Source organism: Nonomuraea sp. NPDC000554, from assembly GCF_040300065.1.
Lineage (GTDB): Bacteria > Actinomycetota > Actinomycetes > Streptosporangiales > Streptosporangiaceae > Nonomuraea.
On the sequence record NZ_JBEPDC010000006.1, the window covers coordinates 208,476 to 233,541 of the forward strand.

A 25,066-nucleotide genomic window follows, 5' to 3' on the forward strand; every position below is an offset into this window, starting at 1 on the left:
TCACACGGCCTGAGCGAGGCCGGAGAGAGCGTCGGCGACCTCCTGCCGGCGCAGGCGGGCCTGTTTGGGCATGTTCCAGCCGAGGACGCCGGTGACCGTGCCGTTGCGGCGGTAGAGCGCGACGAAGCGGCGGCCCGCCAGGTCTCCGTCCACGACGGTCACCTCGGCGTCGGCGGACGGTGTCCCGTGCACGTGGATCTTGGTGTCGAACTGGTCGGTCCAGAAGTAGGGCACGGGGCTGTACGGGCGGTCGTCGCCGAGGATGTTGGCCGCGACGAGGTCGGCCTGCTCGGTGGCGTTGGTCCGGTTCTCCAGCCGGACCAACGCGCCGAGCCCGTCGTGGTGCCAGCGGGCCACGTCGCCGACCGCGTAGATCCCCTCGGCCGCGCGGCAGCGGGAGTCGCACACCAGCCCGTTGTCGATCCGCAGCCCGCTGCCCTCGAGCCAGCCGGTCGCCGGGTCGGCTCCGACCGCGACCACGACCGCGTCGGCCGGCAGCACCTCGCCGGTGTCCAGGTGCACGCCGGTGACCCGGCCCTGGTGCCCGTCCAGCCCGCTGACCCCGGAGCCGAGCCGCAGGCGGACCCCGCGCTCGGTGTGCAGCTCGGCGAGCAGTCCCGCGACCGCCGGGCCGAGCCGGCTGTCCAGTGGAGCCGGCTGGGGGCCGGTCAGGGTGACCGCCAGCCCCATGTTCTGGCCCATGCTCTGGCCCACTGTCTGGGCCGTGGCGGCGATCTCGGCGCCGAGCACCCCGTCGCCGACGACCACCAGGCGCGAGGCGGCCCGCAGCTCCGCCCGCAGCGCCAGCGCGTCGTCGAGCGTGCGCAGCGTGTGGACCCCGGCCAGTCCGGCCTGCCCGGGAAGCGTGCGGGGCCGCAGCCCCGTGGCGATGACGACGGCGCCGGCCCGCAAGGCACGCCCGGACGCGGTGTGGACGGTACGCGGCGCTGTGTCCAGGCCGACGGCCGGGTCGCCGAGGATGAACTCGGCGTCCAGCGCCGACAGGGCGGCCTGCGACCGCAGCCGAGCCCGTTCAGGGTCCCAGGCGCCGGACAGGACCTGCTTGGACAGCGGCGGACGATCGTAGGGCGGGTGCGACTCGGCACCCAGCACGGTCAGGCCGCCCTGGTACCCCTTGCGCCGCAACGCCTCCACGGTGGCGAGCCCGGCAGCGGAGCCGCCGACCACCAGCACGCCGGAGGGAGCGTTCACGCGTTCTCGCTGAGCTCGATCGCGGACGCCGGGCAGACACTGGCCGCTTCTCGGACCGTCGCGTGCAGAGGCGCGGGCGGTTCCGCGTCGAGCAGGACCACGATCCCGTCCTCGTCGCGCTGGTCGAACACCTCCGGTGCGAGCAGCACGCACTGGCCGCCGCCGCAGCACTTGGCCTCGTCCACGCTGATTTTCATGATCGTTCCTCTCTGCTTCGGACGGCCGCGCCGCGGGGTCACGGGTGGCGGGTGGCAGGGGCCAGCCACAGCGCGACGATCGCGTCGATCAGCCCGGTCGCGGCGTCGTGCCAGGTGGAGCGGGGGGTGGGGGCGCCTTCGGCGAGAGCGCGCTCGCGCTCGGCGCACATGTGCACGATCAGCTGACGTGCCATGTCGTCGCGCTCGGCGCGCACGTCGGCCGGGAGTTCGGGAAGGCGCTGCTTCAGCGCGTCGAGGATCTGCCGCAGGCTGGGCGAGGTGAGAGCCTCGTCGACCATGATGTCGCGGAGCGCGGGGTCGGTCATCACCTGGGCTCCGAACCGGGCATACCAGGTGGGGCTGCCCAGGGCGGCCAGGTGCTCGGTGGTCGGGCGCACCAGGCAGGCCACCCAGTCGCGCACCTCGGTGGAGTCGCCGATCTCGGCCAGCATCCGCAGGCGTACCCCTTCGATCTGCTCGGCGTGCTTGCGCACGATCGCGCGCACCAGGTCCGCCTTCGTGCCGAAGTGGTAGCCGACCGCGGCGTTGTTGCCCTGCCCCGCGGCCTCGCTGACCTGACGGTTGGACACGGCGAACACCCCCTGTTCGGCGAAGAGCCGCTCCGCCGCCGTCAGGATCTGCTCGCGCGTGATGCTGACCCGCTCGGCGCGTACGGTCCTGCCGGCCATGGTCACCACCGCACCGGGACTTCGCGCAGTCCGCCGATGACGAGCCCCTCGACCCGGTGGAGGTCCTCCACCGCGACGGCGAGCTCCAGGGAGGGGAGCTTGCGCACCAACACCTCGAGCACGGCCTGCAGCTCGGTGCGGGCCAGCGACTGCCCCAGGCACGAGTGCGCCCCGGAGCCGAAGGCCAGATGGGGGTTCGGGCTGCGGCTCAGGTCCATCTCGGCGGCGTCGTCGAAGGCGGCCTCGTCGCGGTTGGCGGCGGCCATGCTGCACACCACGGTCGTGCCGCGGGGGAGCAGGGTGCCGGCGATCTCGACCTCCTCGCCGATGTAGCGCGGCATGCCGAACCCGGGGTTCGCGTCGAACCGCAGCGCCTCCTCCACCGCCGTGCGGACCAGCGACCGGTCCGCCAGGAGCGCCTCCCAGCGCCGCCGGTCGGCGAGCAGCATGCCCACCATCTTCCCGATCATGTTGGCCGTGGTCTCGTGCCCGGCGACGAGCAGACCCTGGCCGGTGGCCACCAGTGCCTCGTCGGGCAACCGCTCGCCGACGGCGTCGGTGGCCGTGATGAGCTCGCTGAGCAGGTCCTCGCCCGGTTCCTCCCGCTTGGCGGCGACGAGCGCGGTCATGTACTCGGCGAACTCGGCCTGCGCCGCGTCGATCTCCGCCTGGATGTAGCGCGTCAGGTTGAGCAGCGTGTCGGACCAGTGGGCGAACCTGTCCCGATGGGTGTCGGGGACCCCGAGCAGGTCGCAGATCACCCACACGGGTAGCGGGAAGCCGAGGCTCGCCTTGAGATCCGCCGGATGGCCGCTCTTCACCATGTCGTCGATGAGCTGCTCGGCCATCGCCTCGATGCCGGGCCGCAGCGCGGACATGCGCTTGGCCGTGAACCATCTGCTGAGCATGCGCCGCCACCGCTGGTGCCCCTCGCCGGCCTGGGGGATCGCCGTCGAGAGCGAGGTGTTGAACACCCCGCCCGACTCGCTCGCCGAGATCCGGGCCGCGTCGCCCGCGTCCAGCTGCCGGGTGAACCGCGGGTCGGCCAGCACCTGCTTGACGTCCTCGTAGCGGGTGAGCAGCGACGCCTCGTCGCCGCTGGGCAGCCGCACCCGCGCCACCGGACACTGCTGCCGCAGCCGCGCCCACTCGGCGGGCGGCTCCAGCGCCGCCTCGCTGGGGATCGGGTAGCTCAGCGTCTGCGCGCCGTCGTCTTGGCTCACCAGGACCTCCTCCGAACCGCCTGTTGTGAGGTCAGTTAAGCCGGGCTGTTAACTTAAGTCAAGCGACTGATTTAATATTGCCCATCGAGTCGCCCAAAGGTGCAACCGCCAAGACGGAGGCTTCGTCGCTGGGCGGGGCGGAGGCGTGGGCGGGGCCTCGGCCTGTCTGCGGCTCCTGGCCGAACGCGCCGACGGGCACGTGCTCTTCTGGACGGCGGCGGGCTTCGGCGTCCTCGCCACCGTGCTGGTCTCCGCGGCGATCGGGGTGCGGACATGGCGACGCCCGCCGGGGCGCCCTCCGCCGGTTCGTGACCGGTCGGGCGGGGCCCGGGCGGGCGTCGCGGGTCAGCTGGCCCAGTCGAGCAGCGGACGGGTGTTGCTCGGGTGGCGCAGCTTGGAGAGCGACTCCTTCTCCAGCTGGCGGATGCGCTCCCGGGTCAGCCCGAGGTACTTGCCGATCTCGTCGAGCGTGTGCGGCTTGCCGTCCACCAGGCCGAACCGGAGAGCCATGATCTTCGACTCCCTCGGCGACAGGTTGTCGAGCACGCCGCGCAGCTGGTCGCCCAGCAGCTGGCGGTCGACGATCTCCGACGCCTCGGGGGAGTCGACGTCCTCGATGAGGTCGCCGATCGTGGTCTCGCCGTCCTCGCCGATCGTCGCGTTGAGCGAGATCGGCTGGCGGCTGGTGCGCAGCAGCTCCTCGATCTGGTCGGGCGTCTTGTCCAGCTCCACCGCCAGCTCCTCGGGCGTGGGCTCGCGTCCCAGGCGCTGGTGCATGTCACGCTCGACGCGCGACAGCTTGGACAGCATCTCCAGCACGTGGACGGGAAGCCGGATCGTGCGGGCCGAGTCGGCGAAGCCGCGCTGGATGGCCTGCCTGATCCACCACATCGCGTAGGTGGAGAACTTGAAGCCCTTGGTGTAGTCGAACTTCTCGACCGCCCTGATCAGGCCGAGGTTGCCCTCCTGGACCACGTCCAGCAGGGACATGCCGCGGTCGGTGTACTTCTTGGCCACCGAGACGACCAGCCGCAGGTTGGCCTCCAGCATGTGGTCCTTGGCCTGCCTGCCGTCCTCGACGACGAGCTGCAGGTCCTCGCGGGCGGCGGGGGACAGGTCGGTGTCGGTCTCGATCTTGTACTCGGCGTACAGGCCGGCCTCGATCCGCCGGGCGAGCTCGACCTCTTGCGCCGCGGTGAGCAGCGTGCGGCGGCCGATGGACTTGAGGTAGGTGTGCACCGAGTCGCCCATGACGGACTGGTTGTCGTCCAGGTCGAGCGGCTCGTTGTCGAGCTCGGCCTCGTCGGAGTCCGCGGCGAGTTCGGCGAGTGCGGGCTCGTCCTCGCTCACGGCCTCGGGGTCCTTGGACTCGGACTCGGCCGTTTTGGCGGTCGAGGCGGACTTGCGGGTAGTCTGGCGCTTGGTGGTGGTCTTCTTGGCGGCCGTTCGCTTCGCGGGCGTCTTCTTGCTCAGCACGGGCTCGTTCTCCGTGGCCAGGCTGACACCGGCCTCCGAGAGTTCACGCAGGATCGTCCGGCCGTCGGCGGGGCTGATGCCGGCGTCGGCGAACGCGTCACGCAGCTCCGCGAGAGAGAGGTGACCGAGGGTTCGCCCTCGTTCAATCAGCTGGTCGAGGGTCGTGGGTGGGGTCGCCACGGCGGTTCGGGGCATGAGGACACCTCCTCCATGACGGAGTCGAATCGATCAGGCAGGTTGTGGTGGAGCGGCTACGGCCGCACGGCTCACCAGTACCAATAACGCCATTCGCCGCTATTTGTTCCCGGGTGCCAAAAAAAGGGGCGGAACGCCACAAAGGCGACCGCCCCGGGGGCGTACTATTCCGCTATGTGGAACTCGCCGGGGTTCCCCTCGGGCATCGGCATGGGCTCGGCGTCCTGGAGGCGCTTGTCCGTCCAGTAGTCGAGGACCTTCTCCGGGTCGGGGTTGATCTCGTGCGACACCACGATTCCGTCGGTGCTGCCGGGCGTGGGGGTCTCCGACGGCTTCGCCTTCTCCACCACAGCCCTCGTCTCCTCGCCGACCCGTGCGAGCCTGCCCGACGTTGCCGCCGCCGCGACCGAGGCGCCGCCGACGAGGATCACGCCCACGACCGCCGCGGACGCCCACGTCTTGCGGGACTGGTTCATGAAGGCTCCCTCCTTCTCTCCCTGATTCGACGCATTCGCGACCAATCAGGTTCCTGCCCGGAGCCGGGCCAGATCGGTCTTGCCGTTCGGCAACAGCGGAAGGCGGGACTCCAGACGTAGCTCGCGCGGTGCCGCGTGGGCCGGCAACCGGTCGCCGGAGTACGCGCGGAGCTGCTCCAGGGTCGGCGGCCTGGCCGGGTCGGCGGGCACCACGACGGCCACGACGACCTCGCCCCACTCGGCATCGGGCCTGCCCACCACCGCCACCTCGGAAACCTCGGGGTGCGTGCCGAGCACCGAGGCCACGGACGCCGCCACCACCTTCTCTCCGCCGGTGTTGATGACGTCGTCGGCCCTGCCCAGCACGCGCAGCCGCCCCCCGGCCAGGTCGCCGAGGTCGGAGGTGACGAACCAGCCGCCGTCGAACGGCGCGTCGTCGCCGTGCCGGTAGCCGGAGAACAGCACGGGGCCCGAGATCCGGATCCGGCCGTCGTCGCCGATCTTCACGTCCACGCCGTCCAGGGGCCGGCCGTCGTACACGCAGCCGCCGCTCGTCTCGCTCATGCCGTACGTGGTGACCACCCGCGCGCCGAGCGCCCGCGCCTCGGCGAGCAGGCCGGGACGGGGAGCGGCCCCGCCGAGCACGATCGACCGGAAGCCGGACAGGTCGGCGTCGAGCTCGACGAGCCGGTGCAGCTGGGTCGGCACCATCGAGACGTGGTGGTCCACCCCGGAGCGGAGCACGGCCTCGGGGTCGAAGCGTTCGTGGATGACCGGTTCGGTCTCGCACAGCAGGGAGCGGACCAGCACCTGCAGGCCGGACACGTGGGACGGCGGCAGGCAGCACAGCCAGCGGTCGCCCTTGCTCGCCTCCAGCCGCCGCAGCGTGGCCGCCGCCGACGTCCGCAAAGCCGTGGCCGACAGCATCACGCCCTTGGGCGCGCCCGTGCTGCCGCTGGTGGCGATCACGACGGCGACGTCCGCGGGGACGCCCGTGCCGCCGTCCTGGCGCACGCCCTCGACGTGCGTGGGACGCAGCGCCGCGAGCGCCGGGCCGGAGTGGCCGGGGGCGAGCGGCAACACCGCGGGACCGTCGCCGGACAGCGCGTCGCGCACGGCCGCGAAGAGTTCCGCCCCCGGCGGGCGCACCACGGCGTGCAACGGACGGTCCGGATGCGACTGGTTCCTCCACATGCTCGTAAGGTTAGTGGCGATAGATCGGACAGTGGCGCAGGGAGGGTCGTGACGCGTTCTCCTGTGGTCTTCCGGATCCCGATGCGAACGCGGTTCCGGGGGCAGACCGTCAGGGAAGGGGTGCTGCTGCACGGCCCGGCGGGATGGGGCGAGTTCTCCCCGTTCCCCGAGTACGGCCCGCGCGAGTGCGCGCGCTGGCTGGCCTGCGCGCGCGAGGCCGCCTTCGACGGCTGGCCCGAGCCCGTCCGCGACAGCGTGCCGGTCAACGCGACCGTCCCGGCAGTCGGCCCGGAGCAGGCCCACGAGCTGGTGCGGCGGTCCGGGTGCGGCACCGCCAAGGTGAAGGTCGCCGAGCCGGGCCGGCCGTTCGCCGAAGACCTGGCCAGAGTGGAGGCCGTCCGCGACGCGCTGGGGCCGTCGGGCAGGCTGCGGGTCGACGCCAACGGCGCGTGGGACGTCGGCGAGGCCGTGCGCAGGCTCAGGCAGCTCGACCGGTTCGACCTGGAGTACGCCGAGCAGCCGTGCGCCACGCTCGACGAGCTGGCGGCCGTGCGGCGGGCGTGCGACGTCCCGATCGCCGCCGACGAGTCGATCAGGAGGGCCGAGGACCCGCTGAAGGTCAGGGCGGCCGAGGCGGCCGACATCGCGGTGGTCAAGGCGCAGCCGCTCGGCGGGGTGCGCGAGGCGCTGCGGGTGGTCGAGGCGTGCGGGCTGCCGGCCGTGGTGTCGAGCGCGGTGGAGACGTCCGTGGGGCTGGCGGCGGGGGTCGCGCTGGCCGCGGCGCTGCCGTCGTTGCCGTACGCGTGCGGGCTGGGCACGATGTCCCTGTTGTCGGGTGACGTGGTGGCGGACTCGCTGGTGCCGGTGGACGGCAGGCTGCCGGTACGACGTCCCTCGGTCGATTTTCAGTATTTGTCAGAATTCGAGATTGAATCCCCCTCGTGGCTTCGCCGGATGCAGGAGGCGTCACTGTGAATCCCGCTACCGCGCTGGCCACGGTACTGGTCGACGAGCTGGTGCGCTGCGGGCTCACCGACGTGGTGATCTCGCCCGGCTCCCGCTCGGCCCCGCTGGCGCTGGCGGTGCACGCCGAGTCGCGGGTGCGGATGCACGTCCGCATCGACGAGCGCTCGGCGTCCTACCTGGCGTTGGGGCTGGCCAAGCGCTCCGAACGGCCGGTCGCGCTGATCTGCTCGTCGGGCACGGCCACCGCCAACTTCCACCCGGCCGTCGTCGAGGCGAGCGAGTCGGGCGTGCCGCTGCTCGTCCTGACCGCCGACCGCCCGCCCGAGCTGCGCGGCACCGGCGCGAACCAGACGATCGACCAGATGGCCATCTACGGCTCGGCGGCGCGCTGGTTCGCCGAGGTGGGGGTGCCCGAGGACCGTCCCGGGCAGGTGGCGTACTGGCGCTCGCTCGCCTGCCGGGCCTACCAACGGGCCGCGGGGCCCGACGGTCCCGGCCCGGTGCATCTCAACCTGGCCTTCAGGGAGCCGCTCATCCCCGACGGCGACACCTCGTGGTGCGAGTCGCTCGACGGCGACGCCAACGGGCCGTGGGTGCGCACCAGGGTCGCGCCGCCGCCCATCGCGCTGCACATCCCGCCGACCCGGCGAGGCGTGCTGGTGGTCGGCGACGGCGCGTCCAACGTCCGCCGGTACATCGCGGCGGCCGGGATGGCGGGCTGGCCCGTGCTGTCGGAGCCGAACGGCGGCGGCCGGTACGGCGACCACGCCATCTCGACCTACCACTACCTGCTGGGCACGCCCGAGTTCGCCGACGCCTACCGTCCCGACGTGGTGGTGACGCTGGGGCGTCCAGGGCTGTCGCGTCCCCTGCTGTCGTGGCTCAGGCGGGCCGAGGAGCACATCGTGGTCTCCACCGACCTGGCGCGCTGGCCCGACCCGACCCGCTCGGCCACCCAGGTGGCGCAGGCCGTGGAGATCCCGGTGGCGTCCGGCGACGACAGCTGGCTGCACGCCTGGCGGCAGGCCGACCAGGCCGCCAGGGCCGCGCTGGACGCGGTGCTCGACGCGTCGGGCACCAGCGAGCCGCGGCTGGCCCGCGACCTGGTGGACGCGCTGCCCAACGGGGCGCTGCTGTTCTGCGGGTCCTCGATGCCGATCCGGGACCTGGACCAGGCGATGCGGTCCCGGCGGGGCATCCGGCTGCTGGCCAACCGGGGCGCGTCCGGCATCGACGGGCTGGTCTCGACCGCGATGGGGGCCGCCCTGGCGCACAACGGGCCGTCGTACGCGCTGCTCGGCGACCTGTCGTTCCTGCACGACCAGAACGGGCTCATCCTCGGGCCCCGCGAGCCCCGTCCGGACCTGTGCCTGGTGGTGGTGAACAACGACGGCGGCGGGATCTTCTCGCTGCTGCCGCAGGCCGGGCTGCGCGACCCGTTCGAGCGCGTGTTCGGCACCCCGCACGGCGTGGACCTCGGGTACGCCGCGGCGGCCACCGGCACCCCCTACACGCTGGTCGAGGACCTGGGCGACCTGCCCAAGGCGATGCGCGGCGAGGGGCCGCGGGTGGTCGAGGTGCGCACGGACCGCGAGGCCAACGTGGCGGTGCACGCCAGGCTGCGGGACGCCGCCCAGACGGCCATCAGGGCGTCCGTCGCCGAGGCCTGACCTCTCACAGCGCGGGTCACAGCGCGGGTCACAGTGCGGGCCGCCGGAGCGGGAAGGCGTGACGGCGGGCCGCGGCGACGATGGCCAGCGCGGCGACGGCCGGCGGCAGCGTGGTCCAGGGCAGGGCGGTGGCCCCGGCGCCGTCCAGGACGAGGCCGCCGGTCAGCGACCCGGCGGCGATCCCGGCGTTGAAGACGGTGGTCTGCATGGACGTGGCGACGTCCGCGTTGGCGGGGCCCGAGGCGTCCACCAGGGCGGTCTGCAGGAGCGTGGGCGCCTGGCCGTAGGCCACGCCCCACACGGCGACCGCCCCCAGCAGCACCGCGGGGGAGCCCGCCCACAGACCCAGCGCCGGCATCGCGGCCGCGAGCAGCGCGAGGGCGGCCAGCAGCGTCCGGCGCAGGTGGCGGTCGACGAGGACGCCGACGAGCCAGATCCCGGCCACCGTGGCGCAGCCGAAGACGAGCAGGACCAGGCTGGTGCGTCCGAAGCCCGCGCTGTCCGCGAAGGGGGCCAGGTAGGTGTACATCGCCTGGTGGCCGAGCAGCAGGAGCAGGGTGATCGACAGGACGGTGGAGACGCCCGGCAGGGCGGCGATCCGGCGCAGCGGGACGCGTTCCGCCGCCGGCTCGCCCGGGAAGCCCGGCACCTTCCACCTGACCCAGGCCACCAGGACCACCGCCAGCACGGCCAGGACGGCGACGGCGGCCCGCCAGCCGAGCAGGCCCGCGAGCGCGCTGCCCGCGGGGATGCCGAGGCAGAGCGCGACCGTGATCCCGGCCAGGACGATCGCGATCGCGCTGCCCCGGCGCTCGGCGGGGACCATGCGGGCGGCGTACCCGACGAGCATCGCCCACAGCGTCCCGCCCATCACGCCCGCCACCAGCCGGGCGGCGGCGGTCAGCGGGTAGGACGAGGACAGCGCGATGACGGCGTCGCACAGCGCCAGGCCGGCCAGCGCGCCGAGGAGCACCGGGCGGCGGGGCAGGCCGCGCAGGGCCGCGGTGAGCGGGATCGCGGCCAGGAACGAGGCGACCGCGTAGAGCGTCACCAGGAACCCGACGCGGGCCGCCGAGACGTCCAGGGCCCGGCTCATCTGGGGGAGCAGGCCCGCGGGGAGCAGTTCGGTCATGACCGCCGTGAACGCCGCCGTGGCGAGGGCCAGCAGGCCCGGCAGTGGCAGCCTGGACGTCGTGTTCGCGGTGGAGGCGAGGGTCATGTGGCCATCGTGTAACCTTCACATCAGTGTGAAGGTAAAGGGTGATATGCGTCACTCGCCGCTCTGGAGGCGTCATGAGGATCGGCGAACTGTCGCGGCGTACCGGCGTTCCCGCCAGGATGCTGCGCTACTACGAGGAGCAGGACCTTCTGCACCCGGAGCGGGGTGCGAACGGGTACCGCTCCTACGGCGAGCCGGCGGTCGACCGGGTGAGGCAGATCCGCGGTTTGCTCGACTCCGGCCTCACGACCGAGATCATCCGCCGGATCCTCCCGTTCCTGAACACGCCCGAGCAGATCCATCCGCACCCGGAGTGCCTGACCGCCGAGACCGCCGCCCTGCTGCGCGGCGAGGCCGAGCGGATCCAGCAGCGCATCGACTGCCTGGCCCGCAACCGCGACGCCATCCTCGCCTACCTGGCCGCGGTCCAGCCGCGCTAGAGGCCGGATCCTCGGCGGCGAACTCGCCCCTGGCCACCCCGGCAGCGATGATCTTCTGGAGCTGCCCGACGAGCTCTGTCATTCGATGGCGTGGCTTGGACGGGCCGCGAACGGGGGAAAGGTCTGGTGCCGCCGGGCTCGGGACGGTCCGGTGACATTCACCCGATGCCGCTGGGCAGTCGGATACCACCTGCCTGCAGCACGCATCAGCCGGGCGGCCGATGCTCGTGCGGACGATCCGCGAAGGGGCGAGGCGATGAACATCGATCTGTCCAACCGGCGGGCCCTGGTCTCCGGGTCCAGCCAGGGAATCGGCCTGGCCATCGCCACGGAGCTCGCGCGGTCCGGCGCCTCCGTCGTCGTGAACGGGCGCAGCGCGGACAAGACGCGGCTCGCGGCCGCCTCCATCACCGACCAGCTGCCGGGCGCGGACGTGACCGCCGTGACCGCCGACCTGGCCACCGCCGGCGGCGCGGAGGCGCTTTACGACCTGGTGCCCGACCTGGACATCCTCGTCAACAATCTGGGCATCTTCGGGGTCAGGCCGGTGCTGGAGATCGACGACGACGAGTGGCGCCGCTACTTCGAGGTGAACGTCCTGTCGGCCGTCCGGCTGACCCGCATCTACCTGGCCGGCATGGTCGAACGAGGGTGGGGCCGGGTCCTCAACATCGCCAGCGACTCGGCGGTGGTCACTCCGGTCGAGATGGTGCACTACGGGGTGACGAAGACGGCGCTGCTGGCCGCCACCCGCGGCTTCGCCAAGGCCGCCGCCGGCAGCGGCGTCACCGTCAACTCGGTCATCGTCGGCCCCACCCACACCCCGGGCGTCGAGACCTTCGTCGCCGACCTCGTCGGCGACGACCTGCCCTGGGACCAGGCCGAGCAGAAGTTCATGCGCGAGCACCGCCCGAACTCGCTCATCCGGCGGCTGATCGAGCCGGCCGAGATCGGCAAGGTGGTCGTCTACCTCTCCTCCGAGTTCGCCTCGGTCACCACCGGTGGCGCGATCCGAGCCGACGGAGGGTACGTCGACTCGATCCTGCCGTGAGCGACGGGTTCCGAGCCCGTGCGCACCGATCACCGCCGATGCGGCGCCCTGCCTCGATCACTCCCGGCGCTTGATCGACTACCTTGTGTCAAGGGCTGAAGGGGTGTCAGTCCACGACGAAAAGGATCTCTCGTGCGCACTTCATCGCTGCTCGCCGCCGTCGTCGTCCTGGGTTTCGCCGGTCTCGGGACGGCTCCCGCGTCGGCCGACGACCATCGGGACTCGGCATCGGCGTCCCGCCAGCGGTCGTCCTCGGCGTCTCGTCAGGAGTCGTCTCAGGAGTCGTCTTCGCCGTCCCGCCGGACGCGCGCGTCGCATGAGACGCGCATTGTCCGCAACTCCACTTCGGGCTCCCGATACTTGGTCGAGGTGAACGGCGACCGCTTCACGAAGGTCAGGCGGTCGAAGGTCAAGGATCGCCTCCCGGGCCGCGGCCGGTAGTCGCCGGTGTCGGCGGGGGCGGTGGATTCCGCCGTTGAGGGGAGGCGCCCGGGGCCGCGTGGCGCGGCTAAGGTAACCAGGTGCACATCGATGAGTGGCTGCAGACGATCCCGCCCGGGTGGCTCTGCGCGCTGGTGAGCCTGGTGATCGGGCTGGAGAGCCTCGGCATTCCGCTGCCCGGCGAGATCGTCCTGGTCAGCGCCGCGCTGCTGTCCGCCAGGGGGGTCGTGAGCCCCGTCTGGGTGGGGGTGTGCGCGTCCCTGGGGGCGATCGTGGGCGACTCCATCGGGTACACGATCGGCCGCAAAGGCGGCAGGCCGCTGTTCGAGCGGGTCGGGCGGCGCTTTCCCAAACATTTCGGGCCCCGGCACGTCGCCAGGGCCGAGCACTACTTCGAGCGGTTCGGGGTCTGGGCGGTGTTCGTGGGCCGCTTCGTGGCGCTGCTGCGGATTCTCGCCGGGCCGCTCGCCGGGGCGCTGCGGATGCCGTACTGGCGGTTCCTGATCGCCAACGTGCTCGGCGGCATCGTCTGGGCCTGCGGCACCACCGCGGTGATCTTCTATCTCGGCATCGTCGCCGAGAAGTGGCTGAAGGGGTTCTCCTGGGTGGGCCTGGTGGTGGCGGTGCTGTTCGGCATCGGCACCACCTGGTACCTGAAGCGGCGCGCCGCCCTAGCGCTCGATGAGAGTGACCTCCAGTGAGTAGTGGGAGGCCCGGTAGACGTGCGAGCCGTGCTCGACGGCCCTGCCCTGGTCGTCGTACGTGGTGCGGATCATGGTGAGGAGGGGCGCGCCGCGGCGTTCGTCCAGGAGCCTGGCCTCGGCCTGGGTGGCCGCGCGGGCGCCGATGCGCTGGTTGGCCACCCGCATCCGGACTCCCGACGCGCGCAGCAACTCGTACAGGCCGCGGGTCTCCAGGTCGGCGGCCGTCAGCGCGGCCAGGTTGAGCGGCAGCCAGTTGTGCAGGACGGCCAGCGGCTCCCCGGCGGCGAAGCGCAGGCGCTCCAGGTACAGGACGTCGGCGCCCGCCTCGACGCCGAGGATCCCGGCGATGTCCTCCTCGACGGGCCGCGGCTCCAGCGCCAGCACCTGGGTGGCCGGCTCCTGGCCCGACCTGCGCAGGTCGTCGTAGAGGCTGGTCAGCTCCACCGACCGCTTGACCTGGCCGTGCACCACCTGGGTGCCGACCCCGCGCTTGCGGACCAGCAGGCCCTTGTCGACCAGGTACTGGATGGCCTGGCGGATGGTGGGCCTCGACAGGCCGAGCTTCTCGGCGAGCAGGATCTCGTTGTCGAGCCTTGAGCCCGGGGGCAGGTCTCCTCGCCGGATCGCTTCGGCGATCTGCTCGGCCACCTGGAAGTAGAGGGGCACGGGGCTGGATCGGTCCAGGTCGATCGCCAGGTTCGCGGTCATGCCGATCAGGTTAACCGAGGTCAGAATGTCCTGACAAATAGCTCATGTGGGCCAGCAGGTCGTGACAGCCGTTCATCCGAAGGTGAGAATGTTCGGACATATTCTGAGACGCCCCTGAGGGTCGTCGCCCACGCCCGCGGGTCTGTCACGTCGTCTGCGGGGAACGCGCGGGAGTGGGCATGACGGTCCTGAAGGCGTCGAAGGGCGCGGACGGGATCCCCTGCCGGGGGTGCGGCGGCGTCCTCGCACCGATGAGCTCGCTGGAGGAGACATGGACGCGACGGAACTGCTCGAGACCGCCTGCGAGGCGGCCAGGGCGGTGGGCCCGCGACTGCGCCAGGCGTTCCGTTCCCGGCCGCAGGTGGCGACCAAGCGTGACTTCCACGACCCGGTCACCGAGCACGACAGGGCCGCCGAGGACACCATCCGGAACGTGATCAACATGCGCCGGCCCGGCAGCGTGATCGTCGGTGAGGAAGGCGGCGTCACCGGTGAGGGCGACCTGACGTGGTACGTCGACCCGATCGACGGCACCGCCAACTTCGCCGCCGGACTGCCGTTCTTCTGTGTCTCCATCGCCGTCGCGGTGCACGGGGAACTGGTGGCGGGCGTGGTCTACGACCCGGTACGCGACGACGAGTTCTCCGCCACGACCGCGGGCGCCTGGTGCAACGGCACCCCCATCCGCAGCGCGGGCGCTGCCACCGACCGCGAGGCGATGCTGCTGTCCAGCTACCCCACCCCGCGCGACCTGACCGAGGAGGGGGAGGAGGCCCTCGCCCGGTACGGCCGCCTGCTGGACTCCTTCGCCGCCGTCCGCAGGCTGGGCAGCGCCGCGCTCAAGCTCGCGCACGTCGCCGCGGGCTGGGCCGACGTCGCGTACGGCACCAGGGCCAACCCGTGGGACGTGGCGGCCGGCGCCCTCCTGGTGCGGCAGGCGGGCGGCGTCTACCTGGGCGACCCGCTCGTCCCGAGCGACTACCTGGCCCACGTCGGCGGCTTCGACCTGGAGAACTCGGCGATCGCGGAGCTGGCCCGGCGCTCCGCCGGATAACCTCCGGCCTCGGCGGCCTCGGCGGCCTCGGCGGCCTCGGCGGCCTCGGCGGGCGCGGCGGGCGCGGCGGGTACGTGGTCGCGACGCGCGGTCGTGACGGGTACGTGGTCGTGACGCGCGGTCGTGACGGGGTGCTCGGCCGTGACGCGCGCGGTCGTGACGGGCCGCTCAGAGGGACGTGACGAGATCCGGCAGCTCCGCCAGCGAGGAGATCCGGGGGAATCCGGCGGGCGGCCGACCGATGCCGTGCCTGTCGAGCCAGACCGAGCGCATGCCGGCCGCCGCCGGGCCCAGGACGTCCTTGGCCAGGTCGTCGCCCACCAGCAGCACCTCCTCCGGCGGCAGGCCGAGCGCGGCGGCGGCGCGGGTGTAGCTGCCGGCCGACGGCTTGAAGTGGCCGTCCAGCACCTCGCCCGTCAGCACGGGCCCGACCCGGCCGTCGAGCCCGATCGCCCGCACCTTGGCCTCCTGCATGGCCTGGGAGCCGTTCGTCAGCACGCCCAGCCGGTACGCCGCGGACGCGGCCACCGCTCCCGCGGCGTCGGGGTAGGCGGTCCAGCCGCGGCGGTAGCGCTCGGCGAAGTCGGCGAACGCCGCGTCCACGTCGGAGGGGACGGCGAGCTCCAGTTCCGCGCAGAACGCCCGGACCCGGCGGCGGCGCTGCTCCTGCCACGAGCACTCGCCCGCGTGCCAGGCCGCCAGGTGCGGCTCCTCCAGCGCCTCCCACAGCGCTCCCGCCTCGGCCAGGCGGGGATGGCCGGGGGAGCGGGCCGACACCCACGCGGTGATCCCGGCGTCCGCCGCCGAGCGGTGGTCCATCAAGGTGCCGTCCAGGTCGAACAGAATGCCGCCAATCACAACCACGCATCTCCCGTGAAGCTCGCCGGACCATCGGACGTCGAACCGCGCTTCACAGCCAGCCTCCCAAACAGCGAACCACACCCCGCGACCGGCCCCGGTCGGCCAGCGGGCCGCAACGAGGGCGGCCTGCTGAACCACACCTCGCGGCCGGCCCCGCCGGCCAGCGAACCGCAACGGGGGGCCTGCTGAACCGCATCTCGCGGGCCGACCCGTCGAGCGGTGAACCGTGACTCGCGGCTGGTACGGTCCGGTGCCGGTCAGGGGCGTCTGCGGTACTCGCCGGCCTGCCGGACGTGGTCGATCATGACGCGCTCCGCGGTGTCGCCGTCGGCCTCGTCCAGCGCCTTCAGGATGCGCGCGTGCGCGTCGAGCTGCTTGCGGACCTGCTCCTCGTCCAACCAGAGGGAGGCCAGGGGCGGCACGGGGAAGCCGTTGCGCACGGCCCTGGCGTGCTGGCCCAGGAAGGCGGGGCCGCCGATGTCGACGACCCGCAGGTGGAACGCCTGGCTCTGGGCGCCGAGCCGGTCGAGCCTGCCCTGCTCGGCGTCCTCGACCATCGAGGCGTGCAGCTCGCGCAGCTGGTCCAGCTCGGCGGGGGTGGCGCGGGACGCGGCCAGGCGCGCGCCCAGGCCCTCGACGACGGCGCGCAGGCCGTAGAACTCCTCCAGCGCGTCGTCGCCCAGGTCGATCACGGTCGCGCCGTGGTGGGCCTCGTAGCTGATCAGCCGGTCCTTCTCCAGCCTGCGCAGCGCCTCGCGCACCGGCGTGACGGACACGCCGAGCCGCTTGGCCACGGCCGCGGCCCGTAGCGCCGTGCCGCCGGGGATGCGGGCGCTGCGGATCTCGTCGAGCAGCACGGTGTAGACGTAGTCGGCCTTGCTCATGGGCGGACGCGGCTCGCTGATCGACATATCCCTCAGTGTCCCCGCAATCTGGGCAAAGGTTGACCTATGACTTATTTCTTATAAGTTACATAGTCATGACGAGCCTCGCAGACCTGCGGGTCATCGACGCCGCGACCCTGTTCGCCGGGCCATCCGCCGCGATGATGCTCGGCGACTTCGGCGCCGACGTGATCAAAATCGAGCACCCCCGGCGGGGCGACCCCTCGCGCGGGCACGGGGCCTCGGTCGACGGCGTGGGGCTGTGGTGGAAGACCCTGTCACGCAACAAGCGCGCCGCCGCGATCGACCTGTCCCGCGCCGAAGGGCAGCGGATCCTGCGCCGCCTGGCCGAGCGCTCGGACGTGCTGATCGAGAACTTCCGCCCCGGCACGCTGGAACGCTGGGACCTCGCACCCGAGGACCTCCTGGAGCTCAACCCGCGGCTGATCGTGGCACGGATGACCGGTTTCGGGCAGTTCGGCCCGATGGCCAGGCGCCCGGGGTTCGGCACGCTGGCCGAGGCCATGAGCGGGTTCGCGTCGATGACCGGCCAGCCGGACGGCCCGCCCACACTGCCGCCGCTCGCCCTGGCCGACGGCATCGCCGGGCTCGCCATGTCCTACGCGATCATGGTGGCGTTGCACAACCGCGAGCGGACGGGACGCGGCCAGGTCATCGACATGGCCATCATCGAGCCGATCCTCGGCCTGCTCGGCCCCCAGATGACCGCCTACAAGGCCCTCGGCGTGGTCGCGCAGCGTACCGGCAACCGGTCGAGCAGCAACGCGCCGCGCAACACCTACCGCACCCGCGACGGCCGCTGGCTGGCCATCTCCACCAGCGCCCAGCCCATCGCCGAACGCGTCGTCACCCTGGTCGGCCGCCCCGACCTGGTCGAGCAGCCGTGGTTCGGCAGCGGCAGCGGCCGGGTCCAGCACGTGGACGAGCTGGACGAGGCCGTCGCCTCCTGGATCGCCGAGCGCGACGCCGACGAGGTCATCGCCCGTTTCGAGGAGGAGCAGGCCGCCGTCGCCCCCATCTACGACGTCACCGACATCGCCAAGGACCCGCAGTACGCGGCGCTGGACACCTTCATCGAGGTGCCCGACGAGGAACTGGGCGCGGTCACCATGCAGAACGTGCTGTTCCGCCTGTCGGACACGCCGGGCGAGGTGCGCTGGCCGGGCCGCCGCCTCGGCCACGACACCGACGAGGTCCTCGGCGAGCTCGACTACACCCCGGAGGAGATCGCCGGGCTGCGCGAGGACGGAGTGATCGCGTGACGATCCCCGTCACCTGGCTGTACGTCCCCGGCGACCGTCCGGAACGGTTCGCCAAGGCGGCGGCCTCCGGCGCGGACGTGGTCATCATCGACCTGGAGGACGCGGTCGCGCCCGCCCGCAAGGACGAGGCCAGGGCCAACGCCGTCGCCTACCTGCGTGGCCGTGAGGCCACCGGCGAGGTGGAGGTGCACGTCCGGCTCAACGACCTGGCGACCCGGCGCGGCCTGGACGACCTCGCCGCGCTGGGCGGCGTGCCGGGGCTGGACGCGGTCCGGCTGCCCAAGGTCGAGTCGGCCGCGAGCCTGGACGTGCTGGAGGGCTTCCCCGTCCCGGCGTACGCGCTGCTGGAGTCGGCGGCGGGGATCGTCGCCGCGCCCGCCATCGCCGCGCACCCCCGCGTCGCCGGGGTGGCGCTGGGCGAGCAGGACCTGGCCGCCGAGCTGTCCATCACCGCCGGGAGCGCCATGGACCACCTCAGGCTCCAGGTGGTGCTCGCCGCCGCCGCCGCGGGCCTGCCGCCCGTGCCGATGTCCGTCCACCCCGACATCCGGGACGAGGACGGGCTGATCGCCTCCTGCGTGGCCGGTCGCGCGCTCGGGCTCTTCGGCAGGACCGCGATCCATCCCCGTCAGCTTCCCGCCATCAGGCGGGCGTTCACCCCCACCGAGGAGGAGACGGCCAGGGCCGTCGAGATCGTCCAGGCCGCCGAGCGCGCGGAGCAGGCCGGGCTGGGCGCCATCGCCCTGCCCGACGGCCGCTTCGTGGACGCTCCGATCGTCGCCAGGGCCCGCCGCACCGCGGCCCTCGCCGAGCGGCTCGCCTCGCGGGACTGATCCCGCGCATCCCGGGGACTAGGGGGTCCAGCGGGCCTGGAGCTCCCTGTCCTCCGGAGGCGGGCCCGGCAGGGGGCGGTAGCCCTGCGGCACGCGCAGCGAGTCGAGCAGCAGCGTGAGGTAGCGGTGACGCAGCTGTGTGGTGCGCTCCTCGTCGCCCAGCTTGATCGAGGCGAGCTGCTCGAACAGCAGCGCGATGTCGGCGACCGTGATGTCCGGCCGCAGCACGCCCGCCTCGACGGCCCGCGCGTGCACCTGGATCGCCAGCTCGGAGGACCTGGCGGCGTCCCGGTACAGCTCCTCGGTGGGGTGGAACGTCCCCGCCAGCCTGATCGTGAGCGAGTTGGTGTCGGCGTCGACGATCCCGCGCATGTATCCGGCGAACGCCTCCCAGGGGTCCCCCAGGTCGTCCATGGCCTTCTCCGTGACCGCGATGTAGAGCTTGAGCCCGTCGCCGCAGAGCTTCTGCAACAGCGCTTCCTTGCTGGGGTAACGCCTGTAGAGCGCGCTGATCCCGACGCCCGCGCGCTCGGCCACGGCCGCGATCGGCGCGCCGGGATCAGCGGTGAAGACCGCCCGAGCCGCCGCGAGGATCAGCTCGTCGTTCCTCGCGGCCTGCGCCTTGCGGCCACTCATGGGTGCAGTAGTCATGCCACCAGCATAAGGGAACGAATGATTCCGTTCTACTATTCTGCAAGATCTTCCCGTGTTAGTCCGCATGTCTATACAAAGAGATGATGTTGAGGTAGAACCAGGGCGAGCCCGTCGGCCTTGGAGGTGCCCGATGAGACGTACCCCGATCGTGCTCGCCCTGCTGGGCGCGCTGACCTTGAGCGGCTGCTCCTCTTCAGGAAGCCCGGGAGCCCAGAGCGCTCCCGCGGCGGAGAGCTCCGCGCCGGCCGCGGCCGGTGGCGGCACCTTCTCCGTGATCACCCACGGCGGGCCGGGCGACTCCTTCTGGGACGTGGTCAAGAACGGCGCCGAGGCGGCCGGCAAGAAGTACGGCGTCACGGTCACCTACCAGGGCGCCGGTGACCCGGGCAAGCAGTCGCAGCTCATCGACCAGGCGGTGTCGCAGAAGGTCGACGGCATCGTGGTCTCCATGGCCAACCCGGACGCGCTGAAGGAGGCCATCGGCAAGGCCGTCGCCGCCAAGATCCCGGTGGTGACGATCAACTCGGGCGCCGACTCGTCCAAGGCGTTCGGCGCGATCACCCACGTCGGCCAGTCGGAGGACGTGGCGGGACGCGGCGCGGGCGAGCAGCTCAAGGCCGCGGGCGTCAGCAAGCTGCTGTGCGTCATCCACGAAGCCGGGAACGTCGGCCTCGACCAGCGGTGCAAGGGCGCCGAGCAGACGCTCGGCGGCACCGTGGAACGGCTGCAGGTGGACGTCGGCAACCTGGCCGACGTGACCTCCAAGGTCGCCGCCAAGCTCCAGTCCGACAAGCAGCTCAACGGCGTCCTCGCGCTCAACCCGGCCGTCGCGATCGCCGCCAGGGACGCCATCAAGGACGCCGGCTCCCAGGCCAAGCTGGCCACCTTCGACCTGTCGGGCGACGTGGTCTCCGCGATCAAGGACGGGGACGTCCTGTTCGCCGTGGACCAGCAGCAGTACCTACAGGGCTGGCTGCCGATCACGTTCCTGTACCTGTACAAGAACAACCTCAACACCGTCGGCGGCGGACTGCCCGTCAACACCGGCCCCGGCTTCGTCACCAAGGACAACGCCGACCAGGTGGCCAAGCTGGCCGAGGCGGGCACCCGATGAGGGCTCGACCGCGTCCGGGGCGGCGGTCGTGACCGCCACCGCGGCCGACGAGCGGATCGCCGGAGTCGGCCCGCTGCGGCGGCTACTGATCAGGCCCGAACTGGGCGCGGTGGTCGGGCTGGTCGTGGTCTTCGCGTTCTTCGCGAGCCAGTCGGCGGTGTTCAGGTCGCCTGACGGCATCGCCAACTGGCTGGACCCGGCCGCCACGCTCGGCATCATGGCGGTCGCGATCGCGCTGCTGATGATCGGCGGCGAGTTCGACCTGTCGGCGGGCGTGCTGACCGGCACGACCGGGCTGATCCTGGTCACGCTGGCCACCCGCTACGGGGTCAACGTGTGGCTCGCGATGCTGGCCGGCCTGGTCGTGGCCCTGGCCATCGGGTACGCCAACGGCCTGATCGTCACCAGGACGAAGCTGCCCAGCTTCATCGTCACCCTGGGCACGTTCCTCATGCTGCAGGGCGTCAACCTCGGCGTCACCAAGGCGCTGACCGGCACCGTCCAGGTCAGCGGGCTGCGCAGGGCGTCCGGGTTCGAGAGCGCCCGCGTGCTCTTCGCGGGGACGATCGAGATCGGCGGCACGTCGTTCCGGGTGGCGATCCTGTGGTGGATCCTGGTCACCGCGGTGGCCACCTGGGTGCTGATGCGCTCGCGGCCGGGCAACTGGATCTTCGCGGTCGGCGGCAACGAGCAGGCCGCCCGCGCCGTGGGCGTCCCCGCCGCCCGGACGAAGATCGCGCTGTTCATGACGACGGCGTTCGCGGCCTGGCTGGTCGGCTCGATCCTGGCGCTGCGGTACACGTCCGTGCAGGCCAACATCGGCATCGGGCAGGAGTTCATCTACATCATCGCCGCCGTCATCGGCGGCTGCCTGCTCACCGGCGGGTACGGCTCGGCGATCGGCGCCAGCATCGGCGCGGTGATCTTCGGCATGGCCGACAAGGGCATCGTCTTCCTGGGCTGGGACGCCGACTGGTTCAAGTTCTTCCTGGGCGCCATGCTGCTGCTCGCGACGCTGGCCAACCGCCTGGTCCGGCGGTACGCCGAGGAGGTGAAGCATTGATCATCGAAACCCGCGGCATCGGCAAGACGTTCGGCTCGGTGCTGGCCCTGCGGGACGTGTCGATGGGCGTCGAGCAGGGCAGCGTCACCTGCGTCCTGGGCGACAACGGCGCGGGCAAGTCGACCCTCATCAAGATCCTCTCGGGGGTCCACCAGCACGACGCCGGGTCGTTCCTGGTCGACGGCGCCGAGGTCCGCTTCGGCAGCCCCCGCGAGGCGCTCGACCGCGGCATCGCCACCGTCTACCAGGACCTGGCGATGATCCCGCTGATGTCGGTCTGGCGGAACTTCTTCCTCGGCTCCGAACCCCGCAAGGGGCTGGCCTTCGACGTGGCCACCGCCCGCCGGGTCGCCAGGCAGGAGCTGCGGGCGATGGGCATCGACATCCGCGACGTCGACCAGCCGGTCGGCACGCTGTCGGGCGGCGAGCGGCAGTCGGTGGCGATCGCCAGGGCCGTCTACTTCGGCGCCCGCGTGCTCATCCTGGACGAGCCCACCTCGGCCTTGGGCGTCAAGCAGGCCGGGGTGGTGCTCCGCTACCTCGTCAGGGCCCGCGACCAGGGGCTCGGCGTGGTGTTCATCACGCACAACCCGCACCACGCCTACCCCGTGGGCGACCGCTTCGTGCTGCTCAACCGCGGGACGAGTCTCGGCGAGTACGCCAAGGCCGACATCACCAGGGAACAGCTGACGAGCCTGATGGCAGGGGGAGCGGAGCTGGAGGAGCTGGCGCACGAGCTGGAAAGGGAGTGACCGCCCCTCAGCCGCGGGGGAGGGCCAGCGGCAGCACCACGTGGTCCACGATCCTCCTGGCCAGCTCGCCGTCCACCGGCTCGCCGCTGACCAGCGCGCGGAAGAACAGCGTCGCGGGGCCGAGCTGCCAGAGCAGCTCGGTGTCCGCGGCGGCGGCCAGCTCGCCCCGGTCCCAGGCCCGCTGGAAGATCTCCAGGGTGGCCCGGCGGCGGGCCGCGAGGTAGTGCCTCTCCATCGCGGCGGCCAGCTCCGGGTGGTGCCGCGCCACGCCGACGAGCCTGGCGATGACGTCGCCGAGCCGGGCCAGCTCGCCCAGCAGCACGTCCATCAGCGCGAGCAGGTCCGCGCGCAGGCTGCCGGTGTCGGGCGGGTCGGGGGCGGGGGTGGCGGCGTTGGCGAACGCGGCCACCACCAGCTCGGCCTTGGACGGCCAGCGCCGGTAGACGGTCTGCCTGCCGACCCGGACGCGGGCCACGACCGCCTCGACGGTCAACCGGTCGTATCCGGTCTCGCGCAGCACGTCCAGCACGGTGTTGAGCAGTTCGGCCTCGCGCGCGGGCCCTCCTCGCAGGGGCGTCACGGACATGACCTCCAGAGTAGAGCTCACCCCTGCCGATCTGTCAGGGCCACAGTCATGTAGATGCCGTCTTCGCCACCCCGGGACGAGGAGCGTCCCCGCGCCCGCCGGTGGATCGGACACGTCCGTGAGAACGCGCTCTGACCTGGCCTTATCCTGTGGGGTCAGGGCACGCCGCACAGCGCCGGGCAGGCGGGCAGGGCGGTGCGCACAAGGGAGCGGAAGGGGGGCGGCCATATCGTGCGGCAACACTTCGCGCCCCCCTCCGAGGAGCCTCCATGACCGCCAGCGACGTCAGGACCCTGCCCATCGGTGCCGCGTTCGACCGGATGCCCTTCACCCGCAGACACGTCCTCATCGCGCTCGCGCTGTTCATCGCGTTCGTCGTCGAGTCGTGGGAGCAGCTCGCCCTCATCTACGTCTCCGGCGACCTGGGAGCCCGGTTCGGCATCGACGAGGCCGGAATCGGCGTGGTGCTGTCGGCGGTGGCCTTCGGCATGATCCCCGGCGTGCTCGTCTGGGGTCCCGTCGCCGACCGCGTCGGACGCAAGCCCACCAGCGTCTGGTCGCTCCTGGCCTACGGGGTGTTCGCGCCGGCGTCGGCGTTCGCGGCGAACATGGCGACGCTCGTCACGCTGCGGGTGGCCTCCGGCCTGGCGCTGGCCGGGGTCTACACGCTCACCATGACCTCCGAAGGAAGCCTGGTCTTCTAGGGCCGGGAGGAATTCGGCCCCCGCAAGGGTTGTCTCGGCGGAGCCGGGACAACCCAGGGCGCGAAACGCACATGACTTTCTCCCTTTCGCTGACGGATCTTTCTGCGCTGCGGCAGGATGCGAACGTGCGTACGGCGTACAAGGTGCGGGTCTACCCCACTCCCGAACAGGCTGCGGTGCTGAATCGCACGTTCGGTTGCGTGCGCCTGGTGTGGAACAAGGCGCTGGCGTGGCGGCAGCACCGCTACCACGTCGAGCAGGCCAAGACGTCCTATGCGCAGAGCGACCGGTATCTGACCGAGTTGAAGCGCGACCCCGCGTTCGGGTTCCTGTTCGAGGTCTCCTGCGTGCCGTTGCAGCAGACGTTGCGGCACCAGTACGCGGCGTTCGTGAACTTCTTCGCCGGACGCGCCCGCTATCCCCGGTTCAAGTCCCGGCACGGTAAGCAGTCGGCGACCTACACCCGCTCGGCGTTCCGCTGGAAGGACGGGCGGCTGTTCCTGGCGAAGATGGACGCGCCGGTCGCGTTCGTGTGGTCCTGGCCCGAGGTGGACCCTGCCACGCTGAACCCGACGACGGTGACCGTCTCCCGCGACCCCGATGGCCGCTGGCACGCCTCCCTCGCCGTCGAAACCGCTGGTGAGACCGGGCAGGCCCCGGCTGCCGGCTCGGCGGTCGGTGTGGATCTGGGCGTCAAGGACTTCGCGGTCCTCTCCACGGGAGAGCGCATCGCCAATGCGCGCCTTCTGGAACGCAAGGCGAAGAATCTGGCGCGCTATCAGCGGCGCATGGCCCGCAAGCAGCGTGGCTCGAACAACAGGATCAAGGCGAGGGCGAAGGTTGCCCGCGCGCACACCAAGGTCCGTGACGCCCGCGCCGATTTCCTGCACAAGACCAGCGCCCGCCTGGTGCGCGAGCACGACCTGATCGTGATCGAGGACCTGGCCGTGACGAACATGGTCCGCAACCGCCGCCTGGCGCGGGTCATCTCCGACTGCGGGTGGGGCGAGTTCCGGCGCCAACTGGAATACAAGAGCGCCAAGCAGGGGCGGCACCTGATCGTGATCGACCGCTGGTACCCCTCCAGCAAGACCTGCTCGGCGTGCGGGCACCTGCTCGCCGAACTCTCGCTCAACACCCGGACGTGGCACTGCCCGTCCTGCGGCACCCGGCACGACCGGGACATCAACGCCGCCAAGAACATCCTGGCCGCTGGTCAAGCGGTGTCCGCCTGTGGAGCTGACGTGAGACACTCCGGGCCCTCCCGGGTGCGGTCGGCTGTGAAGCAGGAAACCTCACTCGCGAGGGTGGGACTCCCCCTTCTTTAGGAGGGGGAGGAAGTCAACTTCCCGTACTTCCTGGAACTGGAACTGCTGCTCACCAAGCATCGGGGCCGCGCGGCGGTCTACCTGTCGAT

26 protein-coding genes are annotated in these 25,066 nt (G+C 71.9%); 13 read left to right on the plus strand and 13 right to left on the minus strand.

Going from position 1 to position 25,066, the window contains the following annotated elements; all coding sequences use genetic code 11:
- From ABT294_RS14300 to ABT294_RS14330, 7 genes are all read right to left on the minus strand, one after another.
- Positions 1-1,212: an NAD(P)/FAD-dependent oxidoreductase gene (locus ABT294_RS14300; protein WP_350805943.1), complete on the minus strand. Its 1,212-nt coding sequence runs from the start codon at positions 1,210-1,212 to the stop codon at positions 1-3.
- A complete protein-coding gene (locus ABT294_RS14305) occupies positions 1,209-1,409 on the minus strand; it encodes a ferredoxin (protein WP_350805944.1) in 201 nt (66 codons plus the stop codon). Before ABT294_RS14305 ends, ABT294_RS14300 begins: the two co-directional genes overlap by 4 nt.
- A gap of 38 nt (positions 1,410-1,447) precedes the next feature.
- Positions 1,448-2,098, minus strand: a complete 651-nt coding sequence (locus ABT294_RS14310) for a TetR/AcrR family transcriptional regulator (RefSeq protein ID WP_350805945.1) — start codon at positions 2,096-2,098, stop codon at positions 1,448-1,450.
- A gap of 2 nt (positions 2,099-2,100) precedes the next feature.
- Positions 2,101-3,324 carry a cytochrome P450 gene (locus tag ABT294_RS14315; RefSeq protein ID WP_502912043.1) on the minus strand — a complete coding sequence of 408 codons (1,224 nt, stop codon included), beginning with the start codon at positions 3,322-3,324 and terminating at the stop codon, positions 2,101-2,103.
- 342 nt (positions 3,325-3,666) lie between these two features.
- Complete coding sequence (locus ABT294_RS14320; RefSeq protein ID WP_350805948.1) at positions 3,667-4,992, minus strand: RNA polymerase sigma factor; 1,326 nt, start codon at positions 4,990-4,992, stop codon at positions 3,667-3,669.
- A 164-nt stretch (positions 4,993-5,156) separates the two neighbouring features.
- The gene (locus ABT294_RS14325; RefSeq protein ID WP_350805949.1) at positions 5,157-5,468 is read right to left on the minus strand and encodes a hypothetical protein; all 312 of its coding nucleotides are present in this window, start codon (positions 5,466-5,468) and stop codon (positions 5,157-5,159) included.
- A gap of 45 nt (positions 5,469-5,513) precedes the next feature.
- Positions 5,514-6,662, minus strand: a complete 1,149-nt coding sequence (locus ABT294_RS14330; protein WP_350805950.1) for an AMP-binding protein — start codon at positions 6,660-6,662, stop codon at positions 5,514-5,516.
- A gap of 81 nt (positions 6,663-6,743) precedes the next feature.
- On the opposite strand from ABT294_RS14330, the gene ABT294_RS14335 reads away from it, so the two are divergent.
- On the plus strand, positions 6,744-7,637 hold the full coding sequence (locus tag ABT294_RS14335; RefSeq protein WP_502912044.1) for an o-succinylbenzoate synthase: 894 nt from the start codon (positions 6,744-6,746) through the stop codon (positions 7,635-7,637).
- Positions 7,634-9,298 carry a 2-succinyl-5-enolpyruvyl-6-hydroxy-3-cyclohexene-1-carboxylic-acid synthase gene (menD, locus tag ABT294_RS14340; RefSeq protein WP_350805952.1) on the plus strand — a complete coding sequence of 555 codons (1,665 nt, stop codon included), beginning with the start codon at positions 7,634-7,636 and terminating at the stop codon, positions 9,296-9,298. Before ABT294_RS14335 ends, menD begins: the two co-directional genes overlap by 4 nt.
- 28 nt (positions 9,299-9,326) lie before the next feature.
- Here the strand turns inward: menD and ABT294_RS14345 are convergent, their stop codons facing one another.
- Complete coding sequence (locus ABT294_RS14345; protein WP_350805954.1) at positions 9,327-10,517, minus strand: MFS transporter; 1,191 nt, start codon at positions 10,515-10,517, stop codon at positions 9,327-9,329.
- A 74-nt stretch (positions 10,518-10,591) separates the two neighbouring features.
- Between ABT294_RS14345 and ABT294_RS14350 the strand changes: the two genes are divergently transcribed.
- The 3 genes from ABT294_RS14350 to ABT294_RS14360 all read left to right on the plus strand — a co-directional run bounded on the left by ABT294_RS14350 (position 10,592) and on the right by ABT294_RS14360 (position 13,150).
- On the plus strand, positions 10,592-10,957 hold the full coding sequence (locus tag ABT294_RS14350) for a MerR family transcriptional regulator (protein ID WP_350805955.1): 366 nt from the start codon (positions 10,592-10,594) through the stop codon (positions 10,955-10,957).
- A gap of 256 nt (positions 10,958-11,213) precedes the next feature.
- Positions 11,214-12,008 (plus strand): SDR family NAD(P)-dependent oxidoreductase, encoded by a 795-nt coding sequence (locus tag ABT294_RS14355; RefSeq protein ID WP_350805956.1) that lies wholly within the window; start codon positions 11,214-11,216, stop codon positions 12,006-12,008.
- A gap of 521 nt (positions 12,009-12,529) precedes the next feature.
- A complete protein-coding gene (locus ABT294_RS14360; RefSeq protein WP_350805957.1) occupies positions 12,530-13,150 on the plus strand; it encodes a DedA family protein in 621 nt (206 codons plus the stop codon).
- Here the strand turns inward: ABT294_RS14360 and ABT294_RS14365 are convergent.
- A complete protein-coding gene (locus ABT294_RS14365) occupies positions 13,121-13,861 on the minus strand; it encodes a GntR family transcriptional regulator (protein ID WP_350805960.1) in 741 nt (246 codons plus the stop codon). The two genes, ABT294_RS14360 and ABT294_RS14365, sit on opposite strands and share 30 nt — an antisense overlap.
- A 271-nt stretch (positions 13,862-14,132) precedes the next feature.
- Here ABT294_RS14365 and ABT294_RS14370 point away from each other — a divergent pair, with 271 nt between their 5' ends.
- Positions 14,133-14,915, plus strand: coding sequence for an inositol monophosphatase family protein (locus ABT294_RS14370; protein ID WP_350805961.1), 783 nt, complete (start codon positions 14,133-14,135; stop codon positions 14,913-14,915).
- Between the two features lie 168 nt (positions 14,916-15,083).
- On the opposite strand, the gene ABT294_RS14375 is transcribed toward ABT294_RS14370, so the two are convergent.
- Together ABT294_RS14375 and ABT294_RS14380 are read right to left on the minus strand one after the other, a co-directional pair.
- Positions 15,084-15,773, minus strand: coding sequence for an HAD family hydrolase (locus ABT294_RS14375; protein ID WP_350805962.1), 690 nt, complete (start codon positions 15,771-15,773; stop codon positions 15,084-15,086).
- Between the two features lie 260 nt (positions 15,774-16,033).
- Positions 16,034-16,687, minus strand: a complete 654-nt coding sequence (locus tag ABT294_RS14380; protein WP_350805963.1) for a GntR family transcriptional regulator — start codon at positions 16,685-16,687, stop codon at positions 16,034-16,036.
- A 68-nt stretch (positions 16,688-16,755) separates the two neighbouring features.
- On the opposite strand from ABT294_RS14380, the gene ABT294_RS14385 reads away from it, so the two are divergent.
- Both ABT294_RS14385 and ABT294_RS14390 read left to right on the plus strand, forming a co-directional pair.
- Positions 16,756-17,943, plus strand: coding sequence for a CaiB/BaiF CoA transferase family protein (locus ABT294_RS14385; protein WP_350805964.1), 1,188 nt, complete (start codon positions 16,756-16,758; stop codon positions 17,941-17,943).
- Positions 17,940-18,776 carry an HpcH/HpaI aldolase/citrate lyase family protein gene (locus tag ABT294_RS14390; RefSeq protein ID WP_350805967.1) on the plus strand — a complete coding sequence of 279 codons (837 nt, stop codon included), beginning with the start codon at positions 17,940-17,942 and terminating at the stop codon, positions 18,774-18,776. Before ABT294_RS14385 ends, ABT294_RS14390 begins: the two co-directional genes overlap by 4 nt.
- Before the next feature lie 18 nt (positions 18,777-18,794).
- On the opposite strand, the gene ABT294_RS14395 is transcribed toward ABT294_RS14390, so the two are convergent.
- Complete coding sequence (locus tag ABT294_RS14395) at positions 18,795-19,427, minus strand: TetR/AcrR family transcriptional regulator (RefSeq protein ID WP_350805968.1); 633 nt, start codon at positions 19,425-19,427, stop codon at positions 18,795-18,797.
- A 133-nt stretch (positions 19,428-19,560) separates the two neighbouring features.
- Here ABT294_RS14395 and ABT294_RS14400 point away from each other — a divergent pair, with 133 nt between their 5' ends.
- Genes ABT294_RS14400 through ABT294_RS14410 form a run of 3 tightly spaced genes read left to right on the plus strand, consistent with a single transcriptional unit; the run spans position 19,561 to position 22,359 of the window.
- Positions 19,561-20,544 (plus strand): sugar ABC transporter substrate-binding protein, encoded by a 984-nt coding sequence (locus tag ABT294_RS14400; protein WP_350805969.1) that lies wholly within the window; start codon positions 19,561-19,563, stop codon positions 20,542-20,544.
- A gap of 28 nt (positions 20,545-20,572) precedes the next feature.
- The gene (locus ABT294_RS14405) at positions 20,573-21,607 is read left to right on the plus strand and encodes an ABC transporter permease (RefSeq protein ID WP_350805970.1); all 1,035 of its coding nucleotides are present in this window, start codon (positions 20,573-20,575) and stop codon (positions 21,605-21,607) included.
- A complete protein-coding gene (locus ABT294_RS14410; RefSeq protein WP_350805971.1) occupies positions 21,604-22,359 on the plus strand; it encodes an ATP-binding cassette domain-containing protein in 756 nt (251 codons plus the stop codon). The genes ABT294_RS14405 and ABT294_RS14410 overlap by 4 nt, the downstream gene beginning before the upstream one ends.
- Positions 22,360-22,366: 7 nt before the next feature.
- On the opposite strand, the gene ABT294_RS14415 is transcribed toward ABT294_RS14410, so the two are convergent.
- Positions 22,367-22,945 carry a TetR-like C-terminal domain-containing protein gene (locus ABT294_RS14415; RefSeq protein WP_350805972.1) on the minus strand — a complete coding sequence of 193 codons (579 nt, stop codon included), beginning with the start codon at positions 22,943-22,945 and terminating at the stop codon, positions 22,367-22,369.
- A 269-nt stretch (positions 22,946-23,214) separates the two neighbouring features.
- Here ABT294_RS14415 and ABT294_RS14420 point away from each other — a divergent pair, with 269 nt between their 5' ends.
- A complete protein-coding gene (locus tag ABT294_RS14420; RefSeq protein WP_350805973.1) occupies positions 23,215-23,649 on the plus strand; it encodes an MFS transporter in 435 nt (144 codons plus the stop codon).
- A 125-nt stretch (positions 23,650-23,774) separates the two neighbouring features.
- Positions 23,775-24,977 (plus strand): RNA-guided endonuclease InsQ/TnpB family protein, encoded by a 1,203-nt coding sequence (locus ABT294_RS14425; protein ID WP_350805974.1) that lies wholly within the window; start codon positions 23,775-23,777, stop codon positions 24,975-24,977.
- Positions 24,978-25,066 lie beyond the last annotated feature (89 nt).

Excerpts from the sequence above, each read along its gene's own strand:
- ABT294_RS14305 (WP_350805944.1), bottom strand. The coding sequence starts at position 1,409 with ATGAAAATCAGCGTGGACGAGGCCAAGTGCTGCGGCGGCGGCCAGTGC.
- ABT294_RS14310 (WP_350805945.1), bottom strand. The coding sequence starts at position 2,098 with ATGGCCGGCAGGACCGTACGCGCCGAGCGGGTCAGCATCACGCGCGAG.
- ABT294_RS14320 (WP_350805948.1), bottom strand. The coding sequence starts at position 4,992 with ATGCCCCGAACCGCCGTGGCGACCCCACCCACGACCCTCGACCAGCTG.
- ABT294_RS14325 (WP_350805949.1), bottom strand. The coding sequence starts at position 5,468 with ATGAACCAGTCCCGCAAGACGTGGGCGTCCGCGGCGGTCGTGGGCGTG.
- ABT294_RS14330 (WP_350805950.1), bottom strand. The coding sequence starts at position 6,662 with ATGTGGAGGAACCAGTCGCATCCGGACCGTCCGTTGCACGCCGTGGTG.
- ABT294_RS14335 (WP_502912044.1), top strand. The coding sequence starts at position 6,744 with ATGCGAACGCGGTTCCGGGGGCAGACCGTCAGGGAAGGGGTGCTGCTG.
- ABT294_RS14345 (WP_350805954.1), bottom strand. The coding sequence starts at position 10,517 with ATGACCCTCGCCTCCACCGCGAACACGACGTCCAGGCTGCCACTGCCG.
- ABT294_RS14350 (WP_350805955.1), top strand. The coding sequence starts at position 10,592 with ATGAGGATCGGCGAACTGTCGCGGCGTACCGGCGTTCCCGCCAGGATG.
- ABT294_RS14355 (WP_350805956.1), top strand. The coding sequence starts at position 11,214 with ATGAACATCGATCTGTCCAACCGGCGGGCCCTGGTCTCCGGGTCCAGC.
- ABT294_RS14365 (WP_350805960.1), bottom strand. The coding sequence starts at position 13,861 with ATGACCGCGAACCTGGCGATCGACCTGGACCGATCCAGCCCCGTGCCC.
- ABT294_RS14370 (WP_350805961.1), top strand. The coding sequence starts at position 14,133 with ATGGACGCGACGGAACTGCTCGAGACCGCCTGCGAGGCGGCCAGGGCG.
- ABT294_RS14380 (WP_350805963.1), bottom strand. The coding sequence starts at position 16,687 with ATGTCGATCAGCGAGCCGCGTCCGCCCATGAGCAAGGCCGACTACGTC.
- ABT294_RS14385 (WP_350805964.1), top strand. The coding sequence starts at position 16,756 with ATGACGAGCCTCGCAGACCTGCGGGTCATCGACGCCGCGACCCTGTTC.
- ABT294_RS14395 (WP_350805968.1), bottom strand. The coding sequence starts at position 19,427 with ATGACTACTGCACCCATGAGTGGCCGCAAGGCGCAGGCCGCGAGGAAC.
- ABT294_RS14400 (WP_350805969.1), top strand. The coding sequence starts at position 19,561 with ATGAGACGTACCCCGATCGTGCTCGCCCTGCTGGGCGCGCTGACCTTG.
- ABT294_RS14415 (WP_350805972.1), bottom strand. The coding sequence starts at position 22,945 with ATGTCCGTGACGCCCCTGCGAGGAGGGCCCGCGCGCGAGGCCGAACTG.
- ABT294_RS14420 (WP_350805973.1), top strand. The coding sequence starts at position 23,215 with ATGACCGCCAGCGACGTCAGGACCCTGCCCATCGGTGCCGCGTTCGAC.